15 protein-coding genes are annotated in these 15,281 nt (G+C 53.9%); all 15 read right to left on the bottom strand.

Translation table 11 applies throughout. The features are described 5' to 3' along the window. Positions 1-5 precede the first annotated feature (5 nt). The gene (gene wecB / locus EPZ47_RS08545; RefSeq protein WP_135847962.1) at positions 6-1,136 is read right to left on the bottom strand and encodes a non-hydrolyzing UDP-N-acetylglucosamine 2-epimerase; all 1,131 of its coding nucleotides are present in this window, start codon (positions 1,134-1,136) and stop codon (positions 6-8) included. Positions 1,137-1,158: 22 nt separating this feature from the next. Then, complete coding sequence (gene wbjC, locus EPZ47_RS08540; RefSeq protein WP_135844382.1) at positions 1,159-2,277, bottom strand: UDP-2-acetamido-2,6-beta-L-arabino-hexul-4-ose reductase; 1,119 nt, start codon at positions 2,275-2,277, stop codon at positions 1,159-1,161. A gap of 5 nt (positions 2,278-2,282) precedes the next feature. Further along, a complete protein-coding gene (locus EPZ47_RS08535) occupies positions 2,283-3,317 on the bottom strand; it encodes a polysaccharide biosynthesis protein (protein ID WP_135844381.1) in 1,035 nt (344 codons plus the stop codon). Next, entirely contained in the window at positions 3,310-3,822 is a 513-nt protein-coding gene (locus tag EPZ47_RS30580) for an acyltransferase (protein ID WP_272949228.1), read from the bottom strand. Before EPZ47_RS30580 ends, EPZ47_RS08535 begins: the two co-directional genes overlap by 8 nt. A gap of 7 nt (positions 3,823-3,829) precedes the next feature. Beyond that, on the bottom strand, positions 3,830-5,251 hold the full coding sequence (locus EPZ47_RS08525) for a hypothetical protein (protein ID WP_135844379.1): 1,422 nt from the start codon (positions 5,249-5,251) through the stop codon (positions 3,830-3,832). Positions 5,252-5,357: 106 nt separating this feature from the next. Beyond that, a complete protein-coding gene (locus EPZ47_RS08520; protein WP_135844378.1) occupies positions 5,358-6,623 on the bottom strand; it encodes a lipopolysaccharide biosynthesis protein in 1,266 nt (421 codons plus the stop codon). Between the two features lie 94 nt (positions 6,624-6,717). Then, on the bottom strand, positions 6,718-7,413 hold the full coding sequence (locus tag EPZ47_RS08515) for an acylneuraminate cytidylyltransferase family protein (protein WP_135844377.1): 696 nt from the start codon (positions 7,411-7,413) through the stop codon (positions 6,718-6,720). After that, positions 7,410-8,060, bottom strand: a complete 651-nt coding sequence (gene hisH / locus EPZ47_RS08510; protein WP_135844376.1) for an imidazole glycerol phosphate synthase subunit HisH — start codon at positions 8,058-8,060, stop codon at positions 7,410-7,412. The genes EPZ47_RS08515 and hisH overlap by 4 nt, the downstream gene beginning before the upstream one ends. Continuing rightward, positions 8,053-8,814, bottom strand: a complete 762-nt coding sequence (gene hisF / locus EPZ47_RS08505) for an imidazole glycerol phosphate synthase subunit HisF (RefSeq protein ID WP_135844375.1) — start codon at positions 8,812-8,814, stop codon at positions 8,053-8,055. The genes hisH and hisF overlap by 8 nt, the downstream gene beginning before the upstream one ends. After that, entirely contained in the window at positions 8,811-10,115 is a 1,305-nt protein-coding gene (locus EPZ47_RS08500; RefSeq protein WP_135844374.1) for an N-acetyl sugar amidotransferase, read from the bottom strand. The genes hisF and EPZ47_RS08500 overlap by 4 nt, the downstream gene beginning before the upstream one ends. 28 nt (positions 10,116-10,143) lie before the next feature. Next, positions 10,144-11,199 carry a nucleotidyltransferase family protein gene (locus EPZ47_RS08495; protein ID WP_135844373.1) on the bottom strand — a complete coding sequence of 352 codons (1,056 nt, stop codon included), beginning with the start codon at positions 11,197-11,199 and terminating at the stop codon, positions 10,144-10,146. Next, complete coding sequence (locus EPZ47_RS08490) at positions 11,196-11,888, bottom strand: acetyltransferase (protein ID WP_135844372.1); 693 nt, start codon at positions 11,886-11,888, stop codon at positions 11,196-11,198. The genes EPZ47_RS08495 and EPZ47_RS08490 overlap by 4 nt, the downstream gene beginning before the upstream one ends. Then, entirely contained in the window at positions 11,885-12,970 is a 1,086-nt protein-coding gene (gene neuB / locus EPZ47_RS08485; protein ID WP_135844371.1) for an N-acetylneuraminate synthase, read from the bottom strand. Before neuB ends, EPZ47_RS08490 begins: the two co-directional genes overlap by 4 nt. 3 nt (positions 12,971-12,973) lie before the next feature. Further along, positions 12,974-14,128 (bottom strand): UDP-N-acetylglucosamine 2-epimerase, encoded by a 1,155-nt coding sequence (gene neuC / locus EPZ47_RS08480; RefSeq protein WP_135844370.1) that lies wholly within the window; start codon positions 14,126-14,128, stop codon positions 12,974-12,976. Next, on the bottom strand, positions 14,125-15,276 hold the full coding sequence (locus EPZ47_RS08475; RefSeq protein WP_135844369.1) for a LegC family aminotransferase: 1,152 nt from the start codon (positions 15,274-15,276) through the stop codon (positions 14,125-14,127). The genes neuC and EPZ47_RS08475 overlap by 4 nt, the downstream gene beginning before the upstream one ends. Positions 15,277-15,281: the final 5 nt, after the last annotated feature.

Raw genomic sequence — 15,281 nt, 5'->3', positions numbered from 1 at the left:
TCGACTCAGTACCGTTTCCACACAACACGGTTCACGTAGTCGGTATAGCTGTGCACAATCCTGGCTACTTTCTCGGAAACGTTAGGCATGCTGTAGTCCGCCACCAGACGCAAGCTGCGCTCGGTGCCTGATAGTTGCGATTGGAGAATATTCAGTGCTTGCAGGACTCGCTCAACCTCCAAACCAACCATCATCACCGCTGCCTCCTCCATACCTTCTGGTCGCTCATGGGCTTCACGCAGATTCAAAGCTGGAAAGTTGAGAATGGAGGACTCTTCATTGATGGTACCGCTGTCAGACAATACCGCACGAGACTCTAGTTGCAGCTTGTTGTAATCCATAAACCCCAACGGCTTCAGCAGTCGGACATTTTCATGGAACACGATGCCCATGGCATCGACACGCTTTTGGGTACGCGGATGTGTGGAAACGATAACGGGCTGGCCAAATGTGCTGGCAACCGTGTTGAGCACCTCGACCAACTTCAGGAAATTTTTGTCCGAATCGACATTCTCTTCACGGTGTGCACTGACTAAAAAGAACTTGCCCGCTTCCAAATCAAGTCGCGTTAAAACATCCGACGCCAAAATGCTATCGCGGTAATAACCAAGCACCTCGAACATCGGACTGCCGGTCTTAATCACACGATCGGCGGGCAAGCCCTCACTGAGCAAATAGTCGCGGGCAATTGAGCTATAGGTCAGATTGATGTCAGCTGTGTGGTCAACGATGCGTCGGTTGATCTCTTCAGGGACGCGCATGTCAAAACAACGGTTTCCGGCTTCCATATGGAACGTGGGGATTTTACGCCGTTTGGCGGGAATCACTGCCATGCAACTATTAGTGTCACCTAACACCAGCAAGGCCTCAGGTTGAATAGTCGCCAACACCCGGTCCACGGCGATGATCACATTGCCAATGGTTTCTGCGCCGGTGCTGCCAGCAGCATTCAAGAAGTAGTCGGGCTTGCGGATACCCAAGTCCTGGAAAAAAATCTCGTTCAACTCATAGTCGTAATTCTGACCGGTGTGCACGAGTACATGCTCACAGTACTTATCCAATGCCGCCATGACCCGCGATAAACGGATGATTTCAGGACGAGTACCCACCACGGTGACAACTTTCAACTTCTTCAATACAGTATTCATGACCAATCCCTCAGGCCTGGGTAACAACAGGCATGGCGTACGTGTCTGGCCGCTCACGATCAAAAATTTCGTTAGCCCACAGCATTACGATCATTTCAGTTTCGCCAATGTTGGTGATGTCATGACTCCAACCGGGCACGGTTTCCACGATCTTGGGCGTTTCACCATCAGTGAAGAGTTCATAGAACTCTCCGCTGACGATGTGCCGGAAACGGAAGCAGGCCTGACCTTTAATAACCAGGAACTTTTCGGTTTTGCTGTGATGGTAATGCCCTCCCCGTGTGATACCCGGGTGGGCCGTGAAGTAGGAGAACTGACCGGAGTCCGGGGTCTTGAGCATTTCAACGAAGACGCCTCGCGCATCACCATGCTTGGGCACTTCGTAGGTGAAAACTGCCGGGGTAAAATAGCTCAGATAAGTGGAGTACAAAGCACGGACCAACCCCGTCCCAACCCGTTCGGTGATCAGGGTGTCGCGGCTTTGCTTGAACGCCTGCAGTTGATCGACTAACGCTCCCACCGTTGTGGCATAGACCGGTTGCACATCCAGATAGGGACCTTCTGCGAGGCCACCATCCATCACGTCGATAAAGCTCTGGATGACATCGTCGATATAAACCAACTGTAGTGGCGCAGCGGGATCATTAACGGTAATCGGTAGGTCTCGAACCAGATTATGGCAGAACGTCGCTACAGCCGAATTATAGTCAGGTCGTGCCCATTTTCCGAAAACGTTGGGCAAACGATAAAGGTAAACTGGTGAGCCTTGCTGTTTTGATAGATCAAGCAAAACTTGCTCAGCGTCCCGTTTACTCGTCCCATAAGGATTATCGACCTGCGCCTGTATGGATGAGGTGTAAATCACAGGTATCGATCGACCGGTGGCCTTGATGGCGGCACACAATGTTGCAGTGAGGCCGGTATTTCCCTCTCCGAACTCCTGAACATTCTGGGGTCGATTGACCCCGGCCAAATGAAACACAAAGTCCACACCCTCCAACATCGACAACAGAGTGGACGGCGCATCCTCGCGACCAAATCGAACGATCTGAACGTCGTGGCGTTCATGCAGGTAGGCTGTAAGGTTCTTGCCGACAAAGCCATTGGCCCCGGTAATAAGAACTTTCATGCCCCTCACTCCTCTGGAGTGGCATGCTCGCCACGCTGAATGGCCTGCATGAAATCCAGCTTCAGCAACAGGCGTTGCATACCATCGACGTCCAAACGCTCAGTGTTATGTGAGTTGTAATCCTCGGCACGCGAAATTCTCTCCTCACCTTGCTCCACAAATTTGCTGTAGTTCAAGTCGCGCAAATCAGGCGGGATTCGATAATAACCGCCACGGTCTTCGGCACACGCCATTTCTTCACGACTCAACAGGGCTTCGTACAGTTTTTCACCATGTCGGGTGCCGATCACCTGAATAGGGTGATCGGGCTTGCCCATCATATATGTCAAGGCTTTGGCGAGCGTATGTACTGTGGCGGCCGGTGCTTTTTGTACAAACAGATCACCATTTCGACCGTGCTCAAATGCGTAAAGAACCAAGTCCACGGCATCGGAAAGCGTCATCATGAAACGGGTCATGTTCGGGTCAGTGATTGACAATGGTTGTCCTTCACGTATTTGTTCGACAAATAGCGGAATGACCGAACCGCGGGACGCCATCACGTTGCCGTAACGCGTGCCGCAAATAACAGTAGTGGAGTCATCAAGGCCGCGGGACTTGGCCACCATGACTTTTTCCATCATGGCTTTGGATATGCCCATCGCATTGATCGGATAGACCGCCTTGTCGGTACTCAAACAGACAACACGTCTCACACCATTTTGGATGACGGCCTCGAGAAGGTTTTCCGTACCACAGATATTAGTCTTCACCGCCTCCATCGGATGAAACTCACACGAAGGAACCTGTTTCAGAGCAGCCGCATGGAATATATAGTCGACGCCACGACTGGCATTGAGAATACTTTGATAATCGCGCACATCGCCTATATAAAACTTGAGTTTGCTATTGGCATAACGCTTACGCATGTCATCTTGTTTTTTCTCATCGCGACTGAAAATGCGAATTTCTGCAATATCAGTGTGAAGGAACCGCTTTAATACAGCATTACCAAAAGACCCCGTTCCCCCTGTAATAAGGAGTTTTTTTGCCTTAAACACCGCTATAACCCCCACCCAACACTGCTGAATGCACGCTTTGGCCCGCCTCATCAAAACGCCATTTTATGTGCCGGGCCGGGTTACCAGCAACCACTGAAAATGCGGCAACATTTTTGGTTACCACCGAGCCGGCTGCGACGATTGCTCCATCGCCCACGGAAATGCCATTCAGAATGATCGCGCCATGGCCTATCCAGACATCTCTGCCCAGTATCGTCGGCAACCACTCCTCTCGGCCACCATCACGCATCATCACCCCTGGCCTGTCGAACGCATGATCGCCGCCTACGATGGCGACGTTATTGGCCAGCATGGAGTGGTTTCCAATGGTGATATCACCGTCCAGATAACTCCCAGCACCAATGTAGCAATGATCCCCCAATGTCACCTTTTTCGGAAATATGAACAGCCTGCGGCCTAACCTGGGCTGGCGGCCAACCGAACGAAACCGATAGCAAAAAAGTAGCTGTAATGCTGTGTACAACCTGACTATCAAGTACTTCATCACAAACCTAGCGCCCCCGTTGTTCATGCAGCCTGGCCGCAGCCATCCAATTGGCACTGTCGACCAACTTTTCGATGCTCAGCTCAAGGTTGTCCAAGGTGTAGGTCATAAGCCTCTCACCAAAATAGATCTCAGGAAAAAATGATCGCTCGTCACAGATGAGTATCGGCCCATGCCCCTGAACGTCGTAGAACGCCGTAGAGTTGACCGTTACGAAAATGGGTCTCACGCCGTTGATATCCTCCCAGCGCCTGACTCGTCTCACCGAGCCGGAGGCCTTGGACGCACTGTCATCCTTACTATTCGGATGAATCTTCACAAACAGCGGCAAGCCATCACGCGCGCATAAGGTCTCAAGCGTTTCATATGTCGATTTGAGGGCGCGATCCTCAGCAAGACACTGAAAATCCAGAAAATTCTGGTCTAGCAGCACCACAGCTGGCGGCAAATCGAGGGCATCCTCCGCGCGAGCCAATGCAAGCTGAGTGTTCTTGCCCTCTCGTACAACTGGCGTGAGATCAGGACAGCGACGGCGATAGAAATCCGCCTGAGCAAAATTAACTCCGCGAAATTCGGAATATGCAACGAACGGCGCGTACAGCCCAACACCATGCGCGGTATTGACGACCTTGACTCCGTTTGCAATCAGACGCTCATACAAAGCCACTGACGCAACTTCGAACTCATCACTGGTGTATACCGTCCTCACTCCCTGCGCGAGCAATTCGTCCGCATAGTCCACGTATGCCTGCACTTCCGCCTCGACCACTCGCAGCGCCGAATCGCACGGGTGAAACAAAAGTCCGGATAAATGCCGCCAGCTATAGGGCAGGCCGGCCAAGCGTACGCGCAAGCCACTCTTTTTGCAGGTACGAAAAAATCTGAATTGTCGTGCGATGCCGTAAGGAAACGGATAAAGCAGCAACACCGAGGACGCTAGCCGATCCTTGTACATCGAGTCGGTCACTTCGACCCAGCCACGTACAATCGAAGTTGCACCTATCGAGCGCCCAGAAAAAATCCGAAACAATCGATGGAGAGCGATCTTCAAAACGATGAATAAGGTGGTGGAGCGTGCGAGGTAGGGTATGTGATTGGAGCCAAGCGAAACGACGCGAGGCATGATCTCGTGATGAAACTCATCAAGCAGATTGACGGCATCCTCGTAGCCACGAATCTGTATACAGCTATGCCCCTCCTCCTTGAGAAAATAAAGCAGCGAGACCAAGTCCTTAACCCGTGAAGACTTCAATGCGTATAGGTTGGCCAGGACCTTGTAGGCAACGTCGCGAGCGCCAGCCTGCTTGGCCATATACTCGCAAACCGTATAAAAAAGTTCAGTTTGAAAAATGCTCAACGAGTAGCGTGAACGAATATCGGAAAACGGTATGACTCGCCCTCCTGCAAGCAGGACGTGTTCAGTATTCAATGGATTCACCTCAAGCTTGCGTACTGATGGTGACGCTTCGCCGACAGCTGGCTATGAAAAACGGCGGTAGTCCGGCGAGCAGAACGCTAGCCTAGACCAACCAAAATTAGCATTGATGCGCACCAAGCGCGGTCTGTCCACCGCGACGCTTGACCACCATCAATGACGTTGTAGCGAACAGCAAGCCGAAAGAGAACGCCACAATCCATCCCGAAGCGATTGCGCCATAGACAGGAACGAAGAGGTAATTCAAACCACAGCTCAACACAGCCACGGCTCCCAGCACCAGAGCCAGCATGGCTGTTTTGCCATAGAAAAGAACAAAACTGCTTGCCACTCGATACAAACCGTTGAACAGCATCGCCAAGAACAGCCAGGGAGCAAAAACAAGCGCTTGTTGATAGCTTTCCTTAGCAAGGATATCGACCGCGACGCTGAAAGACAAATAGCCTAGCAAGCACATAGCCATCATTCCGCCGGCGTAGCCTATAACCACGATTGCGATTTGCCCATTGGCACGAACATCACGCCTTGCCAGCAAGGCATAAAGCCAAGGCGTAAACGCCTGGGTGAAGCCGCCGGATAGAATATTCAGTACCTGCGCCACCTGAAACGCCAAGGCATAGTAGCCCGCAATGGCAACACCACAAAAGCTTGTGATGATGAAGCGATCAAGCATAGCCATTCCCCAGCCAGCCAGTTGGTAGGGAACAAGAGGCAAGCTGAAACCTAGCGCTTGCCTCAAATAAGCCCTATCGACCGAGAACTGAAGATATCCGAGCGAACGCAGGACGACGAGGGAATACCCCCCCCCAAAGATGAACACCAACGCCTGCCCATACACCGCGCTTTCCCAATCATGTCCCACCATCTGCAGAAAGGTCATGGGGACGATCACCTGCAGAATGCAGATGCCAAGCATGTATCTGGCATAGGTTGCTGACTTGCCTTCTGACTGCCACGTCACCAGCAGGAATTGTTGCAAGGCTTGCCCCAATGCACCTGCCAACGCGGTCACGACGAGTCCCGAAGGCAGGGCCTGGGAATCATATCCAACGATCGGTAGCAGGACGCAAACCAGCAGCAAGAGAGCACCACCGGCTCCTACCACCGCCCACACGACAGACGACAATTGTTTCCTTCGAGCATCAGCCTGGGCGGTGAAAAAATCACGCTGAAAAGCTGCCACCAACCCCAAGCCCAACATTTGTGTGGCGAGGGCAACAATGGCACTGAAGAGCGTCAAAATACCCAGGGCACTACCTGGGAGAACATAGGCGCAATACAAGATCAGCAGTAATTGGGCTGCGGCCCCGACGCCATTCGATACCGCATAGATAATTGCCGTACCACCGACCCGCTTCAAACTCATTACAGGGACCGCCCATTCAGCTTGGTTTTGATACGAAAAGCGGAAACCCAGGAACTAGAATTTCTCAGGACATCAGAGCATCGATCAAACAACATCAGCGGCTGCGGAGCTCATCAACAGCATTCACCGCCGCGTCCCAATCGTCCGCCGTATCAATATCCAATGACTCGACCCCATCAGGGATTACCAACGGAACCGTACCGGGGCACAGGAATCGTTGTTGTTCACGCAATACCTGCGGTGCGATCAGGTAAATGGAGCCGTTGAGGGTAAAGGCAGGCTCCAGATCCTGTGACCGTTGGACAAGTGGCTCCCACCCCATAAAGGGTTCCATTGCGCCATTTTCAAACCTGAAACACCAGGCAGGATGGATGCTGGCAGCACACACGCTGACAACAGGGCGAGAGCGGTCCTGATGAAACAATGCGACCGCCTGCCTGATCGACTCCGCCGTTCGAAACGGAGAAGTGGGCTGAAGCAGCATGACACCATCCACTGCACCATGTTGAGTTTCAAAGTCATTCAACACATGCAGCACAACGTCCACGCTGCTCGCTGTATCCGTGGCCAAATGGGCCGGGCGCAAACCCGGCACCACACCGCCATAACGCTGAGCAACCTCGGCAATAGTTGGATCATCCGTGGAAACGAGCGTTTCCAGAATAACCTGGCTGTCCAACGCAGCCTGGAGCGTCCAGGCGATCAGCGGTCGCCCGCCAAGAATTTTTACATTCTTGCCAGGCAAGCGCTTGGAGCCTCCCCTCGCGGGGACTATTGCCAGGATCCTCATACCAGATTCACAAAGTTATGCAGCATGGACAGGCCCACCTTACCGCTCTTCTCCGGATGGAACTGAGCCCCCCATACGTTATCTTTCCCGATAACCGCCGCAACAGAAGTATCGCCATACCGACAATCAGCAATACGGTGCTCACGGGACACCGGAACAGCCATGTACGAGTGCACGAAGTAAACGGCATTGTTGCTCAAGTCGATTGAGGACAACAACGTGCCATCCCACGAGCTCCGCCCTTCGGGATAGACAAGATCGGACCAACCAATATGCGGCACTTTGAAACGCTTGCCGGACTCATCACGCGTCGGGATCGGCTCGACAGTACCCGGGATCAAACTCAAGCCGCTGGCAAATCCAAACTCGTTACTGCTGTCGAGCAGCATCTGCATACCAAGACAGATTCCGAACAGCGGCGCACCCGAGCGGGCATACTCCTTGATAGCCTGATCCATACCGTTGCGACTCAGAGCCGCCATGGCATCCGGAAATGCCCCGACCCCTGGCAACAGGACTTTGGAAGCCTGTTTCAGCTTCTCCGGATCATCCACCAGAACGACGGTGGCACCGCAATGCTCCAGCGCTCTCTGGACACTGAACAGGTTGCCTACGCCGTAATCAACAACAGCCACAACATTACTCATAAGTACGCACTCGAATCCCGGCAGCCAAAGCGCCTGCCCGGATGTCATTCAAAGAGGCCCGCTTGTAGTGCAGAATATCAGCCATTGCAACGGCGTCTGCGCCACGCCCCACCACGTCGACGAGGTCCTGCGTCTTGCCCATGCCACCGCTGGCTATAATCGGGATTTCAACAGCCTCGGCGACCGCCTCAACCAACTCCAAATCAAAGCCCTTTCGCGTTCCTTCGCGATCGACCGAAGTCAGCAGTATTTCGCCAGCTCCGAGAGCAGCAGCTTTACGGACCCATTCCACGACATCCAGCTGCGTACTTTCGCGACCGTTATCGGTGAACACTTCCCAACGCTGATTCCCGACTCGCTTTGCTTCCACCGAGAGCACCATGCACTGACTACCAAAGCGGCGCGCAATTTCAGTAATCAACTGTGGGTTGCCAACGGCAGCGGTATTCACTGCAACCTTGTCGGCACCGCAGCGCAGCAGATGAGCAACATCCTCAATCGAACGAACGCCCCCGCCGACAGTCATGGGAATGAAGACGTTCTCAGCCGTCTTCTTGATCAACTCGCCGAGACTGTTGCGACCGTACAGGCTCGCCACGCAGTCCATATATATCAACTCATCAATACCCTGATCGTAGTAAAACTGGGCATGCTCGGCGGGGGAGCCAATGATGCGCAGCCCCTCTAGATGAATACCCTTGATCAGGTTGGCCCCCTTTACATCCAGGCGGGCAATCAGTCGCGTATTACTCATTCAGCTTGGTCCCACGGGGTATAACGCAGCTTCCACTCACCGTCGACAACATGCCACAAGTGCGGAGAGCGGAATTTGTCACAAGTGGCCAGAAACTCTTCACGCGTCATGCTGATGTAATCGAGGAACTCTTTTTCGTAGCGCGATGGGTATTCGCCTTCATAACGCTGCATGAGCGCAATCGCTTCCTGCTTGTCGATATGATGGTTACGAATCTCCTGAGCGGAATCCATCATCGTCCGACCGACACCGAACTTGATCCAGCGAGTGAAATAGAAGAAACCGTCGACTTTGTCATCAAGGCTGTTGTACTTCGAGTACGTACCTTCGGTGCGAACAGGGTTGGCTTCAAAGCCCGTGTGCTCAACTGCGTAATAGTAGGCTTCTTGCGGTACCCACTTCTTGTAGTAGCCAAGGTATTTGAAATCGATGCCTTTCTTCTCAAGCACATCCGGCGCCATCGGCAGGTAGCTCGTGAGATCGACCAGCGGAATGCCTTCGTCCAGGTATTCACCAATCTGTTTGCCACCCAGATAAACATCACGCACGTCCTTGTCGCCCAAATAGTCCAGAGAGAAGCCCTCGCTCTCGACTTCCTGATCCTTGGCGGCATAGCTCGACGTCTTGTGCGAAATTTTCTCGCCGTACTCGCCTGGCATTTCCCCGTAGAAAATCAAGGGAATATTGAGCTGCGCAGCCATCTTCGCGACGAAGGTCTTCTGCCCCAGGATGAAGGGCTGGAAGGGATGCAGCAGATTGATGGTGGCGTTACGAGTGAGCAGCCGATGAATCTTGCCGTTCGGCGTGTACAGGAAGTTGTCGAACCCCCCCACGTGCAGCCAATTCTGAAAGTTCTTCCAGCCAATATCCGTGTACAGGTGTGGAGACCAAGTAACGGTAAGAGGATTCATACCATACTTGTATTTGAGCAGGTGAGACTGCATGGCACTGTCCTTACCACCACTGCCGCCAACGATGCAGTCGTAGGTACCATCGGACTTGCGATAGCGGTCGCACAGCTCGACCAGCTCGCGCTCGCGCTCATCCCAGTCGATCTCGCCATCTTCCTTGAGCTTATTGAAATTGCAAGCATGGCAGACGCCATGCTCATCGAAGCTCAATGTCGATTTTTTCGAGCTATTGCTGTGGGCATACTCGTTGCTCGACATTGGCTGCTGGTTCGACATGTTGCAGACTTTGCAAAACTTAACATCACGAGGTAACCCATAAAACACTTCGAGTTCACTGTGAGGCTTGGCAAACTTCGAAAGATCTACAGATGAGCTAGGGGAAATTTTCAAAACCGGTCTCCAAATTCAAAATCAACAATCAAACAGGGTACTTATTACGAGCCAGCTGCAGATCGTCCGGGCGCCCCACATCCAGCCAAGGCTCGTGCATGGGATAGGCAATAGTGCCTTCACCTTTCTGCTGCACTCGTTCGAACAGGGTTGGCATGTCGCATTGTGCGCCGACAACCAGTTCATCGAGCACCATCGGGTCCAGAACATAGATACCAGCGTTTACATGAGTCCTATAAACGGGCTTCTCATCGAAGCCGGTAATCCTGATTCCATCCGTGCGGATTACCCCGAACGGGTTCTGCCATTCGTGGAGCCTTACTGCCATTGTTGCCAACGCTCCATGTCGTAAGTGGAAATCAAGCATTTCTCCGTAACGAATGTCGCTGAGGACATCGCCATTGGTTACTAGAAACGGCAAGGTAGGTCGAGGCGACAACAGACTGATTGCGCCTGCTGTACCCAACGGGGAGTCCTCGTGAAGATAACTTATATTGACCCCCCATCTCTGACCGTCACCAAAATACTCTTCGATCATGTGCCCCAGGTAATGCACAGACAGTACGAAGTTTACGAAACCATCAGCCTTTGCACGCTCGATAATCAGTTCGAGTATCGGCTTGCCCCCCACAGAAAGCATGGGTTTTGGGCAGTCCTCTGTCAGCGGAAGCAAACGCTTGCCAAGGCCTCCCGCCATGATCACCATCGTGTTTGTACGCTCGCTCGTATCCAGAACCTCATCCCACAAGTGCAAACCAGTGACACAACGGCTCGTGTCAACGACCGGGATCTGGTGAATTTTGTTGGCGTGCATTAGATGCAGCACCATGTCGCGTCCCATTTCCGGCGGCACGACCAAAGGATTCACTGACATGATCTGGTCTACCGGACTGTTCAGACTCAGCCCGCGCAGCAGACCACGCCGAACGTCGCCGTCGGTCACACTTCCTTGCAACAAGCCTTCAGCATTGACCACCAGCACGATCTGTAGTCCGGACTCGTCCAGGTTACTGATAGCCTGCTGAATGGTTGCAGCAGGGGAAAGCAACACTTTTCGCCAAATTTTCTGATCAAGTGGTTTCATGATTTTTTCGGCTGAATTGGGTACTTGGATTCATGGATTCGCACGGGTGAACTCACCACCACGCGCCTCGCTTGCAGGTCTCTTATGACCGTCACCCCGGCTCCCACTATGGCTCCCTGTCCCACCGACAGGCCCTGGATGATTGTGGAACCCGCACCAATGAAGACATCGGATGCTACGCGCACAGCACCACAGAGGACAGCACCAGGTGCAACGTGAACATGACGGTCGATTATACAATCGTGATCAATTCTGGATCCGGTATTTATGATCGTATCCTCACCAATGGTGACGTCTGGCTGAATGACCGCCCCCGCCATCACTTGTACGCCTTCACCCAGTTCGACACTCGGATCGACCCAGGCCGTCGGATGCACCAACGAAGGAAACTGATATCCCCGTGCCTTCAACTCCAAAAACATATCTTTGCGCCGGGAAGACCCAACGACCTGCCCGAGACCGTTGACCAATGCGACGCTCCCTGCGTCATGGCGCTGAAGAACCTCATCACCGCCTAATACCTCAAGGCCACGCCAGGATGTGATCGACGTCGACACCAGGCCGGGGTCACACACCCCCTTCACGTCAGCACCGAGCGCCCTGAGTAAGGCGACCACAACTTTCGCGTGCCCTCCAGCACCAAGAACGATCAAGGGAGGGGAGCTGAAACCATAGCCCGACAAAGTCACTCAATCGCCTCGCCAGACCGATAGTTTCTGCCCGCAACGGCGCCAACGCGCTCCCACAAGGCGACGGCCGGAAGCCCGCCACCACAACGAGCAGTCGTCAAATGCTCTCGCGAGAAGCGGCTGCCGGCCGCAATATCGCAAGCCGCCACGACCTGCTGTCGGGCAGCGGTGCGGGTGTCCCACTCGCTCGGCTGTGGCGCTTTGGCAGCACCGCCCAACGCGCCTTGCAACCCACGGATCTTTACGACCATTTCGGCCAGCTCGGCTGGCTCCAGAGAGGCCTTGTGATCAGGACCTGCCATGCTGCGGTCCAAGGTGAAGTGTTTTTCAATGACACAAGCCCCGCGAGCAACTGCCGCCAGCGGGATGAGCAGCCCTTCCGTATGGTCCGAATAGCCGACCTCCAGTCCGAACGCCTGCCGCAAGGTGTCCATTGCACGCAGGTTCACCTCCGTGAACGGCGTAGGATACTGGGAGGTGCAATGCAGCAGCGTTACATGTCCGTGCAAATGGTTACGTGCCTGCTCATCGCTCCAGCAGCGCCACACCTCGTCCATGCTCGCAGGCTCACGATCATTGGTCAGCGCATGAGAAATGATGGCAAGCCCCTGCTCCACCTCACTCAACGTTGCCATCCCAGTGGATACGATCAGCGGCTTGCCCGTGCGGGCAAACTGCCACAACAATGGACCATTGGTTAGCTCACCGGAAGGGACCTTGAAGAATGGAATACCCAATGAGCAGAGGAACTCCAGGCTATCGCCGTCGAACGCGGTACTGATGAACTCTATGCCGTTCGCCCTGGCATGGGCCTGCAGCTCCGCATGCCAATCTCGCGGCAACTCGAGCTTCTGAAGCATTGCCAACTGACTTTCAGCGGCATCCGTGGTTTGCTGCTGATAACGCGCCTTGGGTGCAGTCGTTGACGCCAGCTTGCGCGCATCGAAGGTCTGAAATTTTACCGCGTCGGCGCCAGCCGCCGCCGCCAGCTCCACCAGCTTGAATGCCAGATCACGCTGACCGTTATGGTTCACCCCCGCCTCGGCGATGATGTACACGGAATCCTTGTTTTCTGGTTTCATAGATCAACTCAGATCGTGAAATGATTTGTGCCCCGAGAGGTCACAGTTTTCGAGTATACCCACGATGCTCCTCGCGGCATCGCCCCGCCCATAAGGGTTCACGGTTTTCCGGCTGGCTTGAGTGAAAGACTCCTCCAGAACCTTGCTCAACGCCCCCACGATCGACTGCTTATCCGCCTCGCAGTGAACTATCGAGTCCGCACATAGGCGACCAGCCTGACGACTACCTATGTTCACGGTTGGAACACCAAACGAAGGCACCTCAATCACACCACTGGAAGAGTTACCCACAACTGCCGCAGCCCGCCCCGCCACGCTGAGATAACGACGGAACCCCAAAGATGGTACGACCAGAACCCTTTCTTTATGCAGCACCGCGAATTTCTCGATCATCGGAATGATCGCGCGACCTCCGTTGTCAGCGTTCGGATACGTAATTACCACTTGATAAGCCGGAAACATTTCCAGCGCCTGAAGCAGCGCCTCAAAACTATTCACTGGATCTTCGTTAAGGACTGTCACTGGATGATAAGTGACCAGCAGAAACGGTTTGCTCAGGTCGAAGTCCAAGCTTTCACGTAATGCCTCAAGCGACATGGGAGGCGTTCGTGCGAGATGATCCAGACCCACGGCCCCCACGTTGAACACACGCTCCGGCGACTCACCCATCTGAATCACACGATCGCGGTAGGGCTCCGCCGCCACAAAGTGCAAATACGCCATTTTGGTGATCGCGTGACGAATAGCATCGTCATAAGCGCCCTCGGTCAATTCCCCGCCGTGCAGGTGAACAATCGGGATCCGCATGATCAGTGCCGCCTGGGCAATGCTCAGCGCCTCGAACCGATCACCTAGCACGACCAACAGGTCTGGGCGCAGCCGATCCAGCGCATCGGCAAAACCCAACGTACCGATGCCCATCGACTTGACAGTACCGACATCGGTATTCGAGGAGAGCAACATCTCGACTTTTGCGTCGATCTGGAAGCCGTCCTGAACGATTTGCTGCCAGGTTTCTCCAAACTCCGGAGATAGATGCATGCAACTGGCAATGACTTGGAGCTCCAGATGCGCGCTGCCCTCAATCTCCTTCATCAACCAATAGAGCAAGCCATACTCTGCTCGAGTGCCCGTGAAAACGGCAACACGACGCGTCATGAAGCCTGTCTCGAAGGCACACTGCTCGGCAGGTTGACAACTCGCGCCTCCAGCCACTCGGCGTTGCTCAAATCACCCTTGAGACATTCCTTAAAGGCAGGAAGACGGTTCATCAGAGCCCAAATAGGGCGCGTCATGACACCCGCTCCATTTGTCGCCTCAAGCAAGGCATCACGATGTCCGCGATCCTGGCAAATAACCGCGTTAAGCCAATAGTTGGAGCGACATTCATGCGGCTCAACTACAAATTGCAGGTCGCTGGCCAGCAGCTCCTGCTGGTAATTCAGCGCAAGTTCGCGCTTGGCAGCCAGAAATCCATCGAGCTGCTCAAGCTGCGCACATCCCAGTGCCGCATTCAGGTTAGGTAAACGGTAATTGAACCCGACTTCGTCATGAACGAATTCAAAGGGATGTGGCTGCTTGGCGGTCGTGGTCAAATGTTTCGCCCGCGCACCCAACTCTGCATTGGTCAGCAGCATGCCGCCGCCGCCGGTAGTGATCACTTTATTGCCATTGAAACTCAGCGTTCCAATGAGGCCGAAGGTACCCGTATGACGACCTTTGTAGGTGCTACCCAATGACTCGGCGGCATCTTCGACGAGCGCCAGCCCCCATTGCGAGCACACAGACATCAACTCGTCCAGCGCGACTGGATGGCCGAATGTATGCATCGGCAGACAGGCACGTACTACCCGACCATCACTGCGTAGACGACAGACACCATCAGCATCGATAACAGCCTCCTGCTCAAGCCAAGCCTCCAGCGCAACAGGTGACAAACCGAGCGTTTCGCGATCCACATCGACGAAGACCGGCTGAGCGCCACAATAGGTGATAGCGTTACAGGTAGCCACAAACGTCAATGATTGCGTGATCACCAACTCACCTGGCTTGACGCCGGCAAGCAGCAGTGCCACGTGGAGTGCCGCCGTACCATTGACAGTAGCGACCGCGCGCGCACTGCCTGTATAGGCCTGCATGTCATGCTCAAATCGGTCGACGAACGCTCCCACACTCGAAACAAAAGTCGAGACGATGGTATCGGCCAGATACTTTTGCTCGTTTCCTGCAAATACCGGAGCATGCAGCGGGATGAAATCCTGCGTGCCGTATTGCTCGCGCACAAACCTGACAAGGGAATCAAACATACCGA

This window comes from Pseudomonas viciae, from assembly GCF_004786035.1.
Taxonomy (GTDB): Bacteria; Pseudomonadota; Gammaproteobacteria; order Pseudomonadales; family Pseudomonadaceae; genus Aquipseudomonas; species Aquipseudomonas viciae.
The sequence above is the reverse complement of the archived record's forward strand: the minus strand, read 5'-3'. Positions and strand labels throughout refer to the sequence as shown.